This window comes from Salinicoccus sesuvii, assembly GCF_042648145.1.
Classification (GTDB): domain Bacteria; phylum Bacillota; class Bacilli; order Staphylococcales; family Salinicoccaceae; genus Salinicoccus; species Salinicoccus sesuvii.
This window is the reverse complement of the sequence record NZ_JBHRWV010000002.1, coordinates 73469-88955: the sequence shown is the minus strand read 5'-3', so window position 1 is coordinate 88955 and position 15487 is coordinate 73469. Positions and strand designations below refer to the sequence as shown.

The following is a 15487-nucleotide window of genomic DNA, read 5'->3' as shown; positions in this document are numbered from 1 at the left end:
ACATTCATTCTGTATGTATAAGGGGCACTGTGCCCCGAAATTTACATTAACTGATTCACTCTTGATCTAACTTTAGCGTATGTTGCATTACCTACGCCGAGCCATTTCTGTCTAGCAGCATGACCTTTTGGCACTCTTGGGTTGTTAATGACTTCCCTCGCCATTTCGTTGATGGATCGCTTTGGCTTAGAAACGCCAGCACGTCGGTTCACTTCTGCTTTAACTTTATTGTAAACAGTCTGAGTGACTCCGAGAGAAATTCTGCGGTTGTAGTGGCCGTCACCATGTTTGCCGGATTCGACTTCATCGGCCATCTGACTAACAAACTTGGACTTCGGCTCGGTCGCTTGTTTAACTGGTTTGGCACCACTCTGCAGCTTTTTCAGGAGCTCGATGTTCTGTGCTTCTGTGCCCTGGTAATTTTTAATGCCGTAAGTCTTGGCCAGTCGCGCACGGTTGTTGTAACTGGAGTCCATCTTTCTGTCATCCAGGTAGTTTACGACTGAGGTGTATTTACTAGATGACGCTGGCTTGGCTGCAGGCTTTGGTGTAGGTGATGCCACAGGCTTATCGGTATTACCTTTGAAACTTTTCAATCCAAGATATTGTTCAACAGCTCTCCCTACTGCCTCGCCCTGAGCCTTCAGTTTGCTTTCATCACGCATTGCTACAATATCTTGATTAGAGTCCATGAATCCACCTTCGATTAGCATCGCAATCTGATGGGGTTCGCGTGTCTCATGCAGATTTGTTACCTTTACACCACGGTTCGCAAAACCCATCGCCTTGGCAATCAACGGCGCTGCAATACGGGCAAGTGCTGCAGCTTGTGGTGCGTTCGGTCTTACGTGTACTTCAGATCCACCCCCGTTAAACCAGATGCCTTGATACGCGTTGTGGTGGAAAGCGATGTAGATATCGACTTCGTATTTATTCGCAAGGTTTGTTCGTTCAACAAGCCCTGTATCTACTTCTCCAGACGGATCGGCCACTTCAATAATTTCAACGTTATCGAATTTCGCCATGTAACGAATAAAAGCGTTGGCGACAACGTTATTGAAGTACCATTCTCTTTCACCTGCAGGGGATCTTTTGCCAGCTGTGTATTTACCGTGCCCTCTTGAAACACCAATCTTCAAAGTCATTTAAAACACTCCTTAAATTTTTGTATTAAAAAAGACACCCAAGTTATTGAGTGTCTCTGAATCCTTGATTCGTTTTTGTTGCCAAATCGTAAATGCCACTGGCAGATAGACCACTGATTGCACCAGCCAATAGGTGACCACCTATAGACAAGTCTGAAGTAATCTCAGGCACCACTAGGGCGATTGCCCCGACGAGCAGTCCGACGAATAGTGATATTAACGGCATCAACTTATCCGGTATGGTTGTGGTCTTTTTAATCAGCTGCACCAATGCCACTGTCAAAACGGATATGACACCAGCAAAAATAATGATTGTTTCCATCAGTCTTCACCTCCCTTCAAAGCTTCATCCAGTTGTTGCTTCAGTTCGGCATTCTCCTGTTTCACTTCGCTTTTCTGTTGCCTCAAAATCCGATTTTCTTTACAGAGTTTCACGTTACGCTTCTCACATTCCTCATTCAGCTTTTCATACTGCTGAAAAATAACGTTGATCTTCCCCATGGTGTTCTCTTCATTTTTCGGCCGGTTTGTAATGACATTGCTGACCCACCCACCAGCTGCAGCGATAAGCCCGGTTAAAATGAGTACGAGGTTGCTTTCGTCCATGCGCTACACCCGCCTTGTCAGTCGGAAAGTTAAGAAGGTCATCAACGCAGCGAAGATCCATATCGTGTTCGGTGGCGGGGAAAAAATGAAAGCAACCGTAAACATGCTCCATACCGCCAACAACAATATTGAGGTGAAAAGTAGTAGCCTCCGCCGATCGGCTTGGAAGGCCAAAGCCATGAGGAAAGGCAGGATGATGAATACTGCTCCAATTTCCCAATGCGGGACGAAGTCACTAATCATGGCATATACAGAATAGGTTTCTAGTATTTGCGGAAACAGGGACAGCTGAATGCCATACAACATTGATGCGACTAAAAGTGGGTATAGACTGGCTTTGATTTTTTCTCTTTCTAAAATGTTCCGGACCCCTTGTGCGACGTTTCTTTTGTCTTTTTCACTCACATAGAGCCACATCCTTTCGTTTCAAATTAAAAAAAGAATCTACAGAGTAGATTCCTTATCTTTTATAAAAGCTATGCGTTCTTGATGTTGCAGAATACTTCAGCGTTGCTGGAGTAATCGATGGGATCATCACCTGTACCGTGTTCAGTCCAAAGCTGTCTGTTGTGACCTGATACTGATAATGGCTATTGTTGGTATCCCCGCGTATATTCTCACGCGTCACTGTCGCTGTGGCACCACTGTACGTCACTTTCAACACGTCCTGTATTAATCCGCGTCGGCTATCGACAATATCTAAATAAATAAATGCGTCGGATCTGCCTGCAGATGGATTGTTTTCTATCTTCAGCACATCGACTGCAGACCGGTCATTCCTGTACGGTAGCTGAATGGTGCCTTCGTGCGCTTGCGTACTGCACAGTGGCGTCTCTCGAATGTCATACTTAACCGATTTATCGGTAACCACAGTGGCTGCTTTATTGTCTCTGAGATTAACAACATACTTCCGCAACTCCGCCTCATTGTAATTTGGTTTGTGAACAAGAATATCTGCATTGGCGCTAGAGTTCCCAAGTCTGCGAACACTGTTATCGGTAATATCGATAATAGCGGATATCGGTAATGGAACATCATCCGGCACACCCATGAAAGTACCATTGTTGAGCGACGGCCGGTGAATGATGCCCCCTTCTTTATGAGTAATCGTATTCTTTTTAATGGAACTCGTACCGAGTAATACAGACTGCGCAAATATCCCAATCGTCACATTTTTCATGATGTTCGTCTCTACGATGGCATCGAACATGGTGTTACTCATGACAACGCCATAGACAACAAGCACATCCGTTCGGACATCGATGACATTATTCGTAAATGTCTGCGATCGAATATGTGACTTATAGGTGCCATGACCAAAGCGCATGGCTTCGAGTATGCGGCCTTCTGGTTTATTCGGCGCAATCCAGTTGACGTCATCGGTGAAGACAAAGTAATTACTGTCAACCAGAATTCGATCGGTATCGTAATAACTATGCAAGCAATGGCTATTCGGATTAACGAAGGTATTGGCTTTGACTTCCAGATTGCTGACAAAGTGTAAGCTGAGCATATCTTGTGCCGATCCCTCGAATCGGTTGTTGAAAATACGGCCATCGATCAAATGATTTCTAACGACTGTATTGTTGTTGATAACAACGTTGTTCCAGGTACCGCCATGGAAATCGCACCCCTGAATATCAATCCGGAAAGCTCTGACTTGGTTATACATGACCTGTACCAAGTGATAATACTTGTAGTAATCTCTACTCTTGTCCCCGACCGTTGGTGCTACATAGTTCCACACTTCACCATTTACGATATCCTGTTGCCCTTCCGGATTGCCATCCACTTCAAGGTTGTACATGATGACATCGCAATCGACATAGAAAAAGACAGAATGAAAATCTCTGAAGAGATTCATGCCGTCTTGTTTGTTCCGATCGACTCTGTCTCGATTGTCGTTGTGGAAGAGTGTTGAGTTATCCATGACGCGGATTTTAGTTGTTGTTGCAGACTCCCCTCGGATGATAATATTTTTATTGATAAAAATGACGTAGTCGGTCAAATAAAGACCGGAGGGGAAATGCACGACACTCCCCTCTGGGGCGATGTTCACGACTTCCTGAATGGCATCTCGCTCGTCCTGACTACCATTTCCGATTGCCCCGTGGTTTGTAACGTTAACCACTAATCGGTTCAATGGAATACTATCCACGATATCTTGTCTGAACTTCTCCTGGTCAATCGGTTGATAATTCAAATCCCTTTTAACATCTTCTCTAATCTTATCTTCATCCACCGTGTAGTCATCCAGATTGATACGGCTGACTGCTGCGTCTACAACAGACTCGAAACCGTATAATGAAATACGTTGGTGTTCCGAGTAAAGACTCGAGTTTTTAAGAATAATCTTTGTTTCGTCATTTGCCGGGAACACAACGCCGGCTGTTGTTTTAATTTCTAGGTAGTACGTACCTGGCACCATGTCGGTTGGCAAATGGAACAGCACTTGATTGTTCTCTACCCGGTATACATCAACAACCGCGTATTGCTTATTTTGATAATGATTGAGTCGGATATACCGGATATCTTCGTCAGTCAAGTCGACAGCTGCACCGGCAGCATCCCTGAAACGATAACTCAATTCTGTTGTCTCATCGTTGTGTCTGAGGACATTCCCGTTGATACTCTCCACTCGATTAAGTTCTTTATACATGTTACATATCACCTACCTTTTCTACGCGACTAAACGTAACGATGGCACTGGACGGATCGGTTAATCTCCCAGCCAAACCACTGACTTTCGTACGATATAGACTTTGCTCATATTCGTTGCGAATAATTAACCACTGATGCAGCCGGTATATCTCATGCTGCATGTCTTCCTGGTTATCCAACCGCCTGACTTCTATCTGCCATTCCAGGGCGTGTCGATTTCGCTTTCTAAGCTCGGCCAGACCCAGTACGCGTAAGCGCTCTGTTAAGGCATAACCACTCAGTTCAGCCGTCATCTGTGGCTCATAGACGTCCTGGACATGTTGACCGTTCCGGTTATATATCTCGTATGCAGCCGGATCATTCACTGTGACATGCAAACGATCCGTCGTCCCTTCAACTTCAGGCCCCAGCACATACAGCTGCGTAAACACTTGTGAGTAATTGATGTTCTTCGTCAGTCGTTTAAGGTCCCGTCCGAACTTGACTTCCTTTCCGGATAGTTCAGCATTATCAATTACGAAGTCCACATACCGTGTGATGGTATTCTGTTCCTCATTGACGACGATACGGAATCGCACCTCATGACCAATCAGATTTGAAGCTTCTCTCAGAAGATCATATGCCGACTTAATGCTCTCAGAAGAAAAAGACCGTTGATTGGCTGTATAGTCGACCCTGCCACGCTGCCATCCGGAATCGTACAGGATGTAGTCCATAATTGCTGATAGTGTCCGAGCGCTCAAGCTGAACGGTGGGAGGAAGTGAATGACTTTCAGATCATCGTGTGCGGGATAAGCTTTCACACTGCGATAGTTATTCTGACCATAGTGGACATCCACTTCCTGAACGATGAACTCGTACCAGTCCTCCATGAACTTTACAAGGAGTCGACTCTGTTGTTCCAGCACTTCAGTACGTGCATTGGCCTCGATATCAAATGTCAATTCATGAGTATTATCCTCATTGATCGAAATATGCGCACCGATGTGTTTTTTAAGTTCATCGAGCATTTCCTCGCCGTCTTGAGAGACCAAATAAATACTTGTCATAGGTATCGCTCCCTAAATGTTTGATGGCCACTCTCAATAACACTCCAAGGGGCAACAGAAATAGTGTTCTCGCCTTTTTGAAGATCAAAATAATCACTCCGTAGGGTTTTAAGAAACTTAGGTTCCCCGTTAATGGTTAAGAGGTTCCTGTCATGGCATACCATGACTTCATCTCCTGCGACAAAGATATATGGCCTACGATTTGTATTATCAGCGAATTTAAGCAGTTTGAAATACGACGTATTGAATTTCATCTCCGGATAGTTTGGCGCTCTAAGGTCTTGCATGTGCGCAAACACAGCTGGTCGGTTGTATTCTTTACTGTAATCAATGTATTTCTCTGTCACGCGGCTAGCATGAGGATTGAAGCGTTGTCGCGTGACTGGATTGAAGTCCACGCCGACATAGCAAGTGTATTCATCTTTTCGTTTCGTCATCTTTAAGACGAGGCCTCTTTGTCGCCATTGAGAAGTGGTGTGAAACATAATCTGTGTACGTTTCAGTCCATCATATAGGCTCATGATCACCGTGATGTTACTGTTTGTACTGGATTGGTTCCTGACCTCTATCAACGCTAAAGGATTTTTCAGTTCATCGAGCAGCATAAACTGTTTCCGTCCTTTAGCAGATGAAGACGGCGGTGGCGTGATTACTCTGGTTTCCCATTCCCAGTCACCGGACAGTTGCCGGCTCAGTTGCATCTGTTTCGCCGGGCCGATCCAGTCCGTCTTACCGGTACGGTCCCCGAAGGTATCTACAAATATAAATTCATCTGCCTGCATATAGCGCCCTTGGGCCGTACCGACAACCGGCAGGTTACTTCCTGCGCGAATGTTCGGCCAGTTGATGAGAGAAGTAGAGAAAGCATTTAACAATCGCTGGTCCGTCTCAGGACGTTCATTCTCAGACAGCATTTCAGCGCCAAACTCCACCGACTCTTGTGTGGTTTCATTTGTAATGACCATGTGTGTCGTCGGTTCTTTGATTTTGAACTGCTGTGTAGGCGGTGTCTTGATTCCGGCATTATACGCTGTCAATGTGCCTGCTGCGAAGTCATCTCTGTTAGGTTGACCTACGCGTTCATAGTAGTACATAGATGTCTGCACAGTAACTTCAATGACTGCGAAGCCTCTAACTGTGGGTTTTAGTTCAAATGGTCCTGAAACTGTACACATAAGCATTTTGTTAGAAAAAGAAAACTCTAGCGGCGCCTCCTCCTCAACAAAAAAAAAGTCTGCTAGAGCTTCTTTAATTTCATCTGTACTCTTTTTGTTTAGAAAACTATTCCGGATAATTAGCGGTAGCGAGAATTCAAAGTTTTCAATTTGATACCCTGTGTACATCGCTCCGTTAATATTCTCATGTGTTTCGTACTTGCCTTTGACATTGAAAGAAGGAAGTACGAACGCTTCCTCAATGACCAACCATTTAGGTGGCTGTTTATTATTGAATTTAAAATCAAGCACCGTACCCCTCCTATTGTGAATATCTATTTCTCAACCTATGTTTAGATTGTATGAGTTTATCAAATTCGTTTGAAAGTGACCTTGCGTCCAATACATTCTCTTTTTGTTCAATGTTTTGGCTAGAGGTTAGCATCATACCCATCAACTCAATCAGCTGGTCAAGCTTATTCTCTAAGTTACGTGTATCACCCCCACCACCAGTTGGAGTTGGCAACTGCCTTGTCTGCTTACTTTTACCAGTAAGCTCCTTACCTGCCAAGGCAAGTAATTTCATCGCCTCAGTCGGCTTTTTAGGATTGATGATATACTCTCCGCCATGCAGGTTGAAAAGTCCGTCAGTGAGCGTTCTTCCACCTAGCAAATGACTATTGGCCTTCTGTAGTAGCGGTAGCGGATTAATAGCGAATCGGTTACCGATGCCGCCCTTCATTGCTTGTGTGTGCAAGTGATAACCGGTTGTTCTTAATCCAGTGTTACCCGTTATACCTAGACTGGTTGAACCAGCCTTGACCATGTCGCCAACCTTACGTGCGATACTCTGCATATGCATAAACCACCACGTCAGGTCACCAGCAGATATCTGTATGGCGTTTCCGCCAAACTTGTCATGCCATACTCTGCTGACTTTACCTGATACAGGAGAAGTCAGCTTCTCGTATCTGTGGGCGGTATCCAATCCGTAGTGGTCAGTTACACCGAGTTGTCTTGCAATGGCAGCTGGATACTTACCAAACTTCGCAGTGATCTTACGTCCGAGAATGCTGCTACCATTCACTTCTCCGCCTTCATTGTCTTTGAATATGCCAGTCAACCAGTCGAGCGCTTTATCTTTGGCAAACCCAAACGCGCCTTTAGCAGCAGTCTTCGCAAATCCACCAAGGCTAGACCAATCTGGAGAAATGCTATCCACAATGGCGCTCAGCGCCTTGCCCGGATGCTTGATGTAGTCCCAAGCATTCGACATTACATCGCCAATTGTGCCCCACAGTCCTTTTTTCTTCTTTGGTTCATTCTTCTTGTCTGTGCCGGACCCAATACCTGTGCTGAATCGTGGCAACATACCAGACATCTTCAAGGCTTGGACAGTCGCACCGTTGTGAACGGTATCGCCTTTGCCAAGGCCAACAAGTACATCTCTGCCTTTTGGCATTTCCAACTTTCCGTCTCTGCGTTCGATGATTTCCTGAACAAATCCATTTCGACCGTTACCTGGACCTTTATCGTTGACGATGGCCATGGTGTCTCGTGTGAGCTCGCCGCCCGTGCTGAGTCGTGCAGCTTGATATCCGCCGGCGCTCGCACGTGACCTTGAACCGTTGGACCCTTTATTAAGTGTGACATTACCAATAAGATCTTTGATTCCCAGTTTGCCGAGTACATTGTTCATGCCATCAATCAAGAAATTTATGACTTTTTCCAGTTGAGAGAGCATGGAAGAGCCGAGTGACTTGATGCCGTCTACGGCTTTGCCTTTCGCGTTGGTGATGGCGCTACCCATCTTCCCTGGCAATTCTCGAGCGCCCTTGACGATATCGCCGAACCGATCCGAGACATTGTCTTTTAAATCAGTGACCATTTTTGTCGCTCGCTCTTTCAATCGAGTGAACCCATTGACCGCACCTTCGCGCAATCTGGAGACACTATTCGATACAAATTCGCGCATCGCAGAAAACGGCCGTTGGACGCCTGAGCGAATATTGCCGGCTGTCACAGTCAAATTGGTGTGCAGATTCTTGAAAAATTGAACGACTCTGCTGACTAAATTACTCGCTGTCTGAGTGACACCCGTTCTCATGCCAGTCATTCTCGAAGCGACTCCATCAGCCATACCCTTGAAGAATCCAACGACACGCGTCCATAATGACCGTATAGAGCCCGCGAATATTTTGACCAGTGAACCGACACCCTTAATAATCCTTCCGTAAAAAAGCAACTGGAAGCCGTTCCAGATCAACTGTATTGACCCTTTAAAAGTTTGTTTTACGCCCTCCCACATTTTGGAGAAATCGCCAGTAAAAATACCTGTGAAAACTTTCGTCAGACCCATCACAATATTGAGCCCGCCTCGTATTATGCCCTGGATATTTTGCCACACCATTTTCACAATTGAGAGCGTTAATTTAAGCGCCACGGATACCGTTTTTTGAATGTAGGGCATCGCAAAACTGACTCCGGATTTAATAAGATTTATCGCATTGCCAAAAGCAGTCATCGTTTGCTGACCGTCTGACTGCCAAAATGATTTGATCTGGCCAAACATGTCAGATGCAAAGCTACCGATACTTGAAAAAGCAGCACTGATACCCTGCTTCAAGTCATGGAAGAATCGCTTTACCTTGATGACGCCATTTTGTACCTTGAGTATTTGGTCGTCACCCATGCCCATTTTCTGCAATATAGACATGCCGGCCATCCAATCGTTCTTGAACATGGCTGTAATGCCGGACACTGCTTGAAGTACTTTGTCTTTAAACTCCATGACACCTTTCCAGGCATCAACGAACTTCGGACGTAAGTCTCTAATAAAATTACGGAATGTTTCAGACCGTTGGTAAGCAACCATAAACGCTGTTGCTAAACCTGCGATAACACCGACAGTTATACCAACTGGTCCAGTCAACCCTATAAAAGCGAAACGAAGGTATTTTAGTAATCCGCCTGCCTTAGCTATGTTAGTCATGACTGGCGCTAAGGTTTTTAATATACTACCGAAGAAAATGAGCAAGCTACCGCCGACCACAAGTAATGGGCCAATGGCGGCTGCGACTCCCGCAAATACAACACCGAGTGTTTTCGCTCTCGGCGATAGGTCATTAAGCCATTGAATGGCGTTCAAAATCTTTTCGGACATTTTCTCAAGCGTAGGCAACATGGTTTCGTATACTGAGATGGAAAAACCTTCAATACCAGATTTTATCTCACGCCATACGCCCCCCAGTGTACCTTCCATAGTATCTGCCATTTTCTTCGCTGCACCTTCGGAATTGGAGATTTTATTGCCTAAGTCATCGAAGGAATCGCCAGTCGTGTTTATGACAGCGAGCGCGCCTGACATTGCTTCTTTTCCGAAGATGGTTGCGGCTGCTGAAGCCTGTTGCTCTTCGTTGAGTCCACTGAACGAACTCCTAAGATCAACCATAATCTCGTCAAAGGTTTTCATTGAACCGTCTGTATTCGTCAAGCTGATACCAAGATTGTCCATTTCTTCCTGCATCGCTTTTGTAGGCTTTGCAAGGTTTGTCATCATCGTCCTCAATGCTGTACCGGCCTTCTCACCTTTAATACCGCTATCACTCATCAAACCAATTGCTTTGGCTGTATCTTCTACTGTATATCCCATTGCACCAGCAACCGGAGCAACATATTTAAAGGCGTCACCAAGACCAGTGACATCTGTGTTTGCGTTGGCAGAAGTCTGCGCCAACACGTCTGCAAAGTAACTACTATCCTTCGCTTCCAGCCCAAATGCGGAGAGTGAGTCAGTCACAATATCTGATACAGACCCAAGGTCTTCTCCAGATGCGGCTGCAAGGGACATAACGCCATCGAGACCGCCAAGCATTTCTTCAGTGCTCCACCCGGCAAGCGCCATGTAGTTCAAACCGTCTGCAGCTTCAGATGCGCTAAATCGTGTGGACTCACCCATATCTTTCGCTTTCTGTCTAAGTGCTTCTAGATCATCGCCTGTTGCACCAGATACGGCAGCAACCTTTGCCATGGAATCATCAAAGTCTACACCAGTCTTTATGGCAGCCGCAGCAAAGCCAAGTATCGGGGTTGTGACAGCCAATGACACCTTCTTTCCGACATCCTGCATACCACGCCCAACTTTTTGAGTTTTATCCCCGAACTTGTCCATCGACTCGCCCGCTTTGGTCCAGCGGCTTTCGGCAATACGCTGTGCTTCGTTGAATTCTTCAAACTCTGATTTAACGTTGCTCAATTCGTTTTCCAATCGATTAAGATTATCAGCCTGTTTATTGTATTCAGTTGCGAGGGTTTGTGCCGCTTTAGATGAAGCCCCTTGATCTTCAACTACGTCTTGATATCTTTTCCCAAGTGCTTCCACGTTCTTTCGTTGTTTCTCCGTGGTATCTGACAAAGAGTCAATAGTACTCTTGTAGGTCTTTGCATCTCTGGAACCATACTTGAAGTTGTTACTTGTCACCTTTGCTTCAGAATTAAGCCCACGAAACGACCGTTTGATTTCGGACATGGACCTAGTTATCTCTGTTGATTCCATCCCTAAACCAACGGAAAGTCCTTGTATTCTTCCTTCTGCCATGAGTTACCTCCTTTCTGACAAAATAAAAAGCACTCCTGAAGAGTGCTAAATTGAGTCGAGGAAACGATCGAGTGCTCTTTCCTCGTCCTCTGGCGCCATCGCCTTATTCTTTTCATCCAGGATGGACAACATGAAGTTCATCGGCATTTTCAACATTTCGTTTATATCTTTGCCCTCCTTCACGCCTTCCTTGAAGACTTGTTCCAGGTGTTCGCGTTGTCTGCGCCAAGAAAAGTCTTCAGCGTTTAGCTTTGACTCTCCACGAACTTTTTTGTTGCTGCATCCTGTTGTCCCATAGCAATGAACTCGACTTGTTTCTGTAGTCCCTCAACAAAATCCGGAGCATGATATTTTTTCCTGATATCCTTCTTGTCGAATTGTCCGTCGTAAATCTTGACTACGGCGTCAGTGAGCAATTCACCTTGCTTTTTCATCATTCGTGCGCTCGACATTAAGTTTCCAGCTTCCCCAGATTCTTCGGCAGCCTTACGCTCTGCGTTCATTTTCTCTTCCATTGTTTCTACTTCGTCCAAAACATCCATGCACTCGTACCATATATCAGCAGGAATGAAGTGTGGTGTCAGAAATGTTTCAAATTCCGGTTCGCCGTTTTCTTTAACACCTGTCACCAGTTGGATATAGTTTCTTTTCAGTTTGTTCGCCATTTAAATTCTCCTCTATGATTTGATGTATAAAAAAAGAGAGCAGGTTCCCCTACTCTCCCTTGACCTTAATCAGTACTTCTTTGCGCTTGTTCTTTGTGGTGGACAACTCTTCTACACGAACTGGATCTGCTTTCTTATTATTACGCGGATAAACATGTCCTTCTTTGTAGATATGATCGTTGTCTTTTAGGTCTTTAAAATCTTTAACGACTACGTAACGAAGATCTTTCGCTTCTTCTGTCTTTTTGTTTTCTTCGGCTTTTGCCATGATTAATCATCCTTTTCAATTAGATTTATGATTTACGCGCCTGCAGGATCTGCTACATAAGCATCGCCGAGTAGACGTTGGAAGAATGTGTCGTCGTTGAATGTGCCTGTTTCTCCAACTTCACGAGAATCGGCCATAACTTTCTTCGCATCCGACCCATCGACTTTCATGATACGTCCTTCAATCGATTTGTCGCCGAATTCGATTGTGCCCTCTTTTGCTGAGCGTTCTTCTTCAGGTGGCGCGAAGAGTACCTTTTTAAATCCGGTCCAGCGATAAGTACCGTCGAGACGTTCAGACTTGAACCATACGGCAACTGGCGTTGGCTGATGTCCCCACTTCTCTTCGGCAATGCCATCCTGGTCAAACGTCACATTGAAAATCATCTTCTCGATTTCTGGAGACAGTTCGTGTAGGCCGAATGTCAGGGAAGGTTCTCCGTCTCCGACTGCAGATTCAATCGGCGCACCGTCAGCCCATGCAACGGCGATTTCTCCACCTGCAGGCAGACCTACTGTCTTCATGCCTCGTGTCTGAATTGGTGAGCCGTAAGTGACAGTCGTTCCATCTTCTCCGGTAATCGGCGCAAAACCGAGATCCTTAATATTGATATATGCTTTTGGTGTTTTTGCTTGTTCCATAGCCATTAATAATCACTCCTATAATAGTTTGTTTCGAAACTTCTCGTTTCGCGATAAAGCTTGTGGTCCTTGTCATACTCAGGCGCAAAGTTCGCGGTTTGGCCATAGTGATGGTCATCGAGAATATCTGCGATGCGCTCCATGATGTTCTGGATAATTAATCGTGGATTGTCTGATGTGATGGCTGAGGCTTTAAGTAGCATATCAACACGGGCAGACTTGGCATCTGCAATACGTTTGCCATCGGCATAACTGACAGGCGTGCCATTGACGACAGGTGTAATGACAATATAAGCAGTATCGATGTCGGAAACATCCGGCATCACGTTGTACTTGTAGTTCGAGCCGACATGTTCAACAAGCGGTGGGTCGTCTTTAATCAGGTTGTAGATGTCGCTTAAAATATCCACTCAGTCACCCCGCAATCTGCCGTTGCAGTTCATCAGCCACAATCTTGATATATTCTACTCTATTGGCAGCCAGTACATTTTCAATCTGTCCATAGCCCTCTGGTTTCTTAAAATTACCGCTACGATCGTAGAAGCCATTTTCGATTAAATGTATGACACGGTATCTGTCTTTATTTCCACGCCAGTGCAGCGTAATTACACGCTCTCCATCAATCCATTGCGGTTTGCTAAACGTCAGCTCATCTCGCGCCGCTCCTGTATCCTTGGTCTGATCGAGCATGATATAGAGCTTGTCCTTCAAGAATTCGGCACCCTTGGTGAGCGCCTTGTCTTTAGCTTTGAGTAATGCTGCAGGACTGAAGTGCGCTTCCAGGTCCTGAATCGTCTGTTCAACGCCTTTCAATTCAAACTTGAACATCGTGCGACACCTACTTTCTATTAGTCATGAGATTCACCAATCACCTTCATGAAACCTGCTTCAGAAGTGTCAGGCGCCACATCTATGACCTGGTAGTCTCTGGGATACTTGTAGTGGTTGATTCTGAAACTGTGCGTATTTTGAGGAAGGTATCCCCCGACTGTATCGCGAATTTTTATCGTCACCATTTTCCGAGCGCTGGAAACATCATTGCGTGTAATGTCTTTCATTGATGATTCGTACACATCTGCCATGCAGTGATAGAGCAATTCTTCGCCACCACTTCCATGCGCTTCAGGTCCACTCGATGTTTTGATCACAAAAAAATCAACAGGCTTGTCAAGATCACCTGTTGATATCTGCGGCACTTTAAACTGTTTCATCTTCCAACACCACCAATGACATCCCGAATGCGTGCAATCGTCTCACGAAGTTTGGTTCGAAAAACTCGACAGAATCGTAATAAGCGTACCTGGCACGTTCGAATACGAGTTCCTCGCCTTCGATATTGTTTTTGATGTCGAATTTCCCACATGTCGACTGGACCGCTGCATAAGAAGAGGACAACAACCGTCTAAGGTTCTTGTCCTCCGTCTTGTGAAATATTCTCATGCGCGCTTTGAAGTCTTCGAGCATTTCTACTGGAACCTCTTCAGGTTTCATTCTGGATCACCCGCTTTCTTTGTGCATTGCTTCATCTGCAATTACGCGCCGGTAGGTGTTTCTTCCGGCGCCGGCATACCGTCGATTGCGAGGTCGTAAACTGCTGAAGACTTGTTATCCTTTGGCTCGCCATAAGCGAACTGTTTAGTGGTGTAGAGGTCACAGTCTTCAATGGCAAGCGTCTGGTCATAAACGCGCGTAATCCTGTCACCAGCGATACCCATCGTGTATCTGTTTTTAACGAATGGTACAGCCTTACCTGAAGCGACAAACTCATTCTCTACGAACACGACATTAAATGGCGTTGGGGCCACAAATGCGGCGTTGTTGTTCAATCTCATGAAACTTGCTTCTGCATACAGGGAATCTGTCGGATTGACAGCAATGACAACATTGCCTTTAACCCTTACTGGCTTTCCTTTTTCACTTACAGAGAGGTTCACCAGGATGTCGCGCATCTCAGTGATAGAAGTATCTGCATCAGCAAAAGTCAGTGTGCCTGATACCGCTTTGTCTTCTACTGCACCGGTTTCACGGTTAATGTTTTTCATCATGCCGACAGGTTCGTTGACATTGCGCCCATTACCGAGGATGGCCATCTTTTCGAATGCGACTGCATATGCTTCGCGGATCTGTGCACGAACAAAAGCATCCACCCAGGTTACGCCAGAATCTTTCAGATCTTTAGGCACCACAACATAGCAAGTTGCTTTGGAAAGTGTAAGGTCTTTTTCAGTAAAGACTGCATCCAGCTGACCTTTAATCTCTCCGAAGAGTTTGCCCCAGACGACCTGGCCTTCCGGTTCAGATTCGATAATGCGCGTTTTAATTCCCATATTCTGAATGTTGATTGCGCCCAAGAATGGGTGCTCCGTTTCAATCTCTTCGAATACGCGGCTGATAATTGTTTCTGGTAGGAGCTTGTCATCTTTGTAACCGACGTCAGTTACCAGTTCGTTATAGAACTTTTTCTCTTCGTTCGTAAGCTGATTTACTCCGCGAGCGATAAGAACGTTGGAATCATAATTTTCATCGGCGATTCCAGCTTTAACTTCTTGAGTAAGGTCTGCAGTCAGAGCGTCCATCATTTCGCCGAAGGCTTCGTCCTGTTTCTCTTGGTCTGCCCCGTTTTTCACTGTGTCTGCAAAAGCTTTCTTCTTATCTTGGTAGTTTTTCATTTTTTCTCCGAATTTAATAACCATTAATAATT

17 protein-coding genes are annotated in these 15487 nt (G+C 45.3%); 1 reads left to right on the top strand and 16 read right to left on the bottom strand.

The features are described from left to right. Positions 1–41: 41 nt before the first annotated feature. From ACFOJ8_RS03105 to ACFOJ8_RS03095, 3 genes are read right to left on the bottom strand one after another with little or no spacing between them, the layout of a single operon-like run. Positions 42–1145 (bottom strand): N-acetylmuramoyl-L-alanine amidase family protein, encoded by a 1104-nt coding sequence (locus ACFOJ8_RS03105; RefSeq protein WP_380653169.1) that lies wholly within the window; start codon positions 1143–1145, stop codon positions 42–44. A gap of 43 nt (positions 1146–1188) precedes the next feature. Beyond that, the gene (locus ACFOJ8_RS03100; RefSeq protein ID WP_380653167.1) at positions 1189–1467 is read right to left on the bottom strand and encodes a holin; all 279 of its coding nucleotides are present in this window, start codon (positions 1465–1467) and stop codon (positions 1189–1191) included. After that, the gene (locus ACFOJ8_RS03095) at positions 1467–1751 is read right to left on the bottom strand and encodes a hypothetical protein (RefSeq protein WP_380653164.1); all 285 of its coding nucleotides are present in this window, start codon (positions 1749–1751) and stop codon (positions 1467–1469) included. Before ACFOJ8_RS03095 ends, ACFOJ8_RS03100 begins: the two co-directional genes overlap by 1 nt. On the opposite strand from ACFOJ8_RS03095, the gene ACFOJ8_RS03090 reads away from it, so the two are divergent. Then, positions 1750–2010, top strand: a complete 261-nt coding sequence (locus ACFOJ8_RS03090; protein WP_380653161.1) for a hypothetical protein — start codon at positions 1750–1752, stop codon at positions 2008–2010. The two genes, ACFOJ8_RS03095 and ACFOJ8_RS03090, sit on opposite strands and share 2 nt — an antisense overlap. Positions 2011–2211: 201 nt before the next feature. Here the strand turns inward: ACFOJ8_RS03090 and ACFOJ8_RS03085 are convergent, their stop codons facing one another. The 13 genes from ACFOJ8_RS03085 to ACFOJ8_RS03025 all read right to left on the bottom strand — a co-directional run bounded on the left by ACFOJ8_RS03085 (position 2212) and on the right by ACFOJ8_RS03025 (position 15479). Beyond that, a complete protein-coding gene (locus ACFOJ8_RS03085) occupies positions 2212–4410 on the bottom strand; it encodes a glycosyl hydrolase family 28-related protein (protein WP_380653158.1) in 2199 nt (732 codons plus the stop codon). A gap of 1 nt (position 4411) precedes the next feature. Beyond that, entirely contained in the window at positions 4412–5461 is a 1050-nt protein-coding gene (locus tag ACFOJ8_RS03080; RefSeq protein WP_380653155.1) for a phage tail spike protein, read from the bottom strand. Next, positions 5458–6927, bottom strand: coding sequence for a phage distal tail protein (locus ACFOJ8_RS03075; RefSeq protein WP_380653153.1), 1470 nt, complete (start codon positions 6925–6927; stop codon positions 5458–5460). Before ACFOJ8_RS03075 ends, ACFOJ8_RS03080 begins: the two co-directional genes overlap by 4 nt. Before the next feature lie 10 nt (positions 6928–6937). Continuing rightward, positions 6938–11212, bottom strand: coding sequence for a phage tail tape measure protein (locus tag ACFOJ8_RS03070; protein WP_380653151.1), 4275 nt, complete (start codon positions 11210–11212; stop codon positions 6938–6940). A 45-nt stretch (positions 11213–11257) separates the two neighbouring features. Next, entirely contained in the window at positions 11258–11395 is a 138-nt protein-coding gene (gpGT, locus tag ACFOJ8_RS03065) for a phage tail assembly chaperone GT (RefSeq protein WP_380653148.1), read from the bottom strand. 62 nt (positions 11396–11457) lie between these two features. Then, positions 11458–11877 (bottom strand): phage tail assembly chaperone G, encoded by a 420-nt coding sequence (gene gpG / locus ACFOJ8_RS03060; protein ID WP_380653145.1) that lies wholly within the window; start codon positions 11875–11877, stop codon positions 11458–11460. Between the two features lie 49 nt (positions 11878–11926). Further along, positions 11927–12145, bottom strand: a complete 219-nt coding sequence (locus ACFOJ8_RS03055) for a hypothetical protein (RefSeq protein ID WP_380653142.1) — start codon at positions 12143–12145, stop codon at positions 11927–11929. Between the two features lie 32 nt (positions 12146–12177). Beyond that, complete coding sequence (locus ACFOJ8_RS03050; RefSeq protein ID WP_380653139.1) at positions 12178–12792, bottom strand: major tail protein; 615 nt, start codon at positions 12790–12792, stop codon at positions 12178–12180. Beyond that, positions 12792–13196 carry a hypothetical protein gene (locus ACFOJ8_RS03045; protein WP_380653137.1) on the bottom strand — a complete coding sequence of 135 codons (405 nt, stop codon included), beginning with the start codon at positions 13194–13196 and terminating at the stop codon, positions 12792–12794. Before ACFOJ8_RS03045 ends, ACFOJ8_RS03050 begins: the two co-directional genes overlap by 1 nt. A gap of 4 nt (positions 13197–13200) precedes the next feature. Then, positions 13201–13614: a hypothetical protein gene (locus ACFOJ8_RS03040; RefSeq protein WP_380653136.1), complete on the bottom strand. Its 414-nt coding sequence runs from the start codon at positions 13612–13614 to the stop codon at positions 13201–13203. Positions 13615–13634: 20 nt separating this feature from the next. Further along, positions 13635–13997: a hypothetical protein gene (locus ACFOJ8_RS03035; RefSeq protein ID WP_380653133.1), complete on the bottom strand. Its 363-nt coding sequence runs from the start codon at positions 13995–13997 to the stop codon at positions 13635–13637. Further along, positions 13984–14277: a phage gp6-like head-tail connector protein gene (locus ACFOJ8_RS03030; protein ID WP_380653130.1), complete on the bottom strand. Its 294-nt coding sequence runs from the start codon at positions 14275–14277 to the stop codon at positions 13984–13986. Before ACFOJ8_RS03030 ends, ACFOJ8_RS03035 begins: the two co-directional genes overlap by 14 nt. Before the next feature lie 41 nt (positions 14278–14318). Further along, entirely contained in the window at positions 14319–15479 is a 1161-nt protein-coding gene (locus ACFOJ8_RS03025; protein ID WP_380653127.1) for a phage major capsid protein, read from the bottom strand. Positions 15480–15487 lie beyond the last annotated feature (8 nt).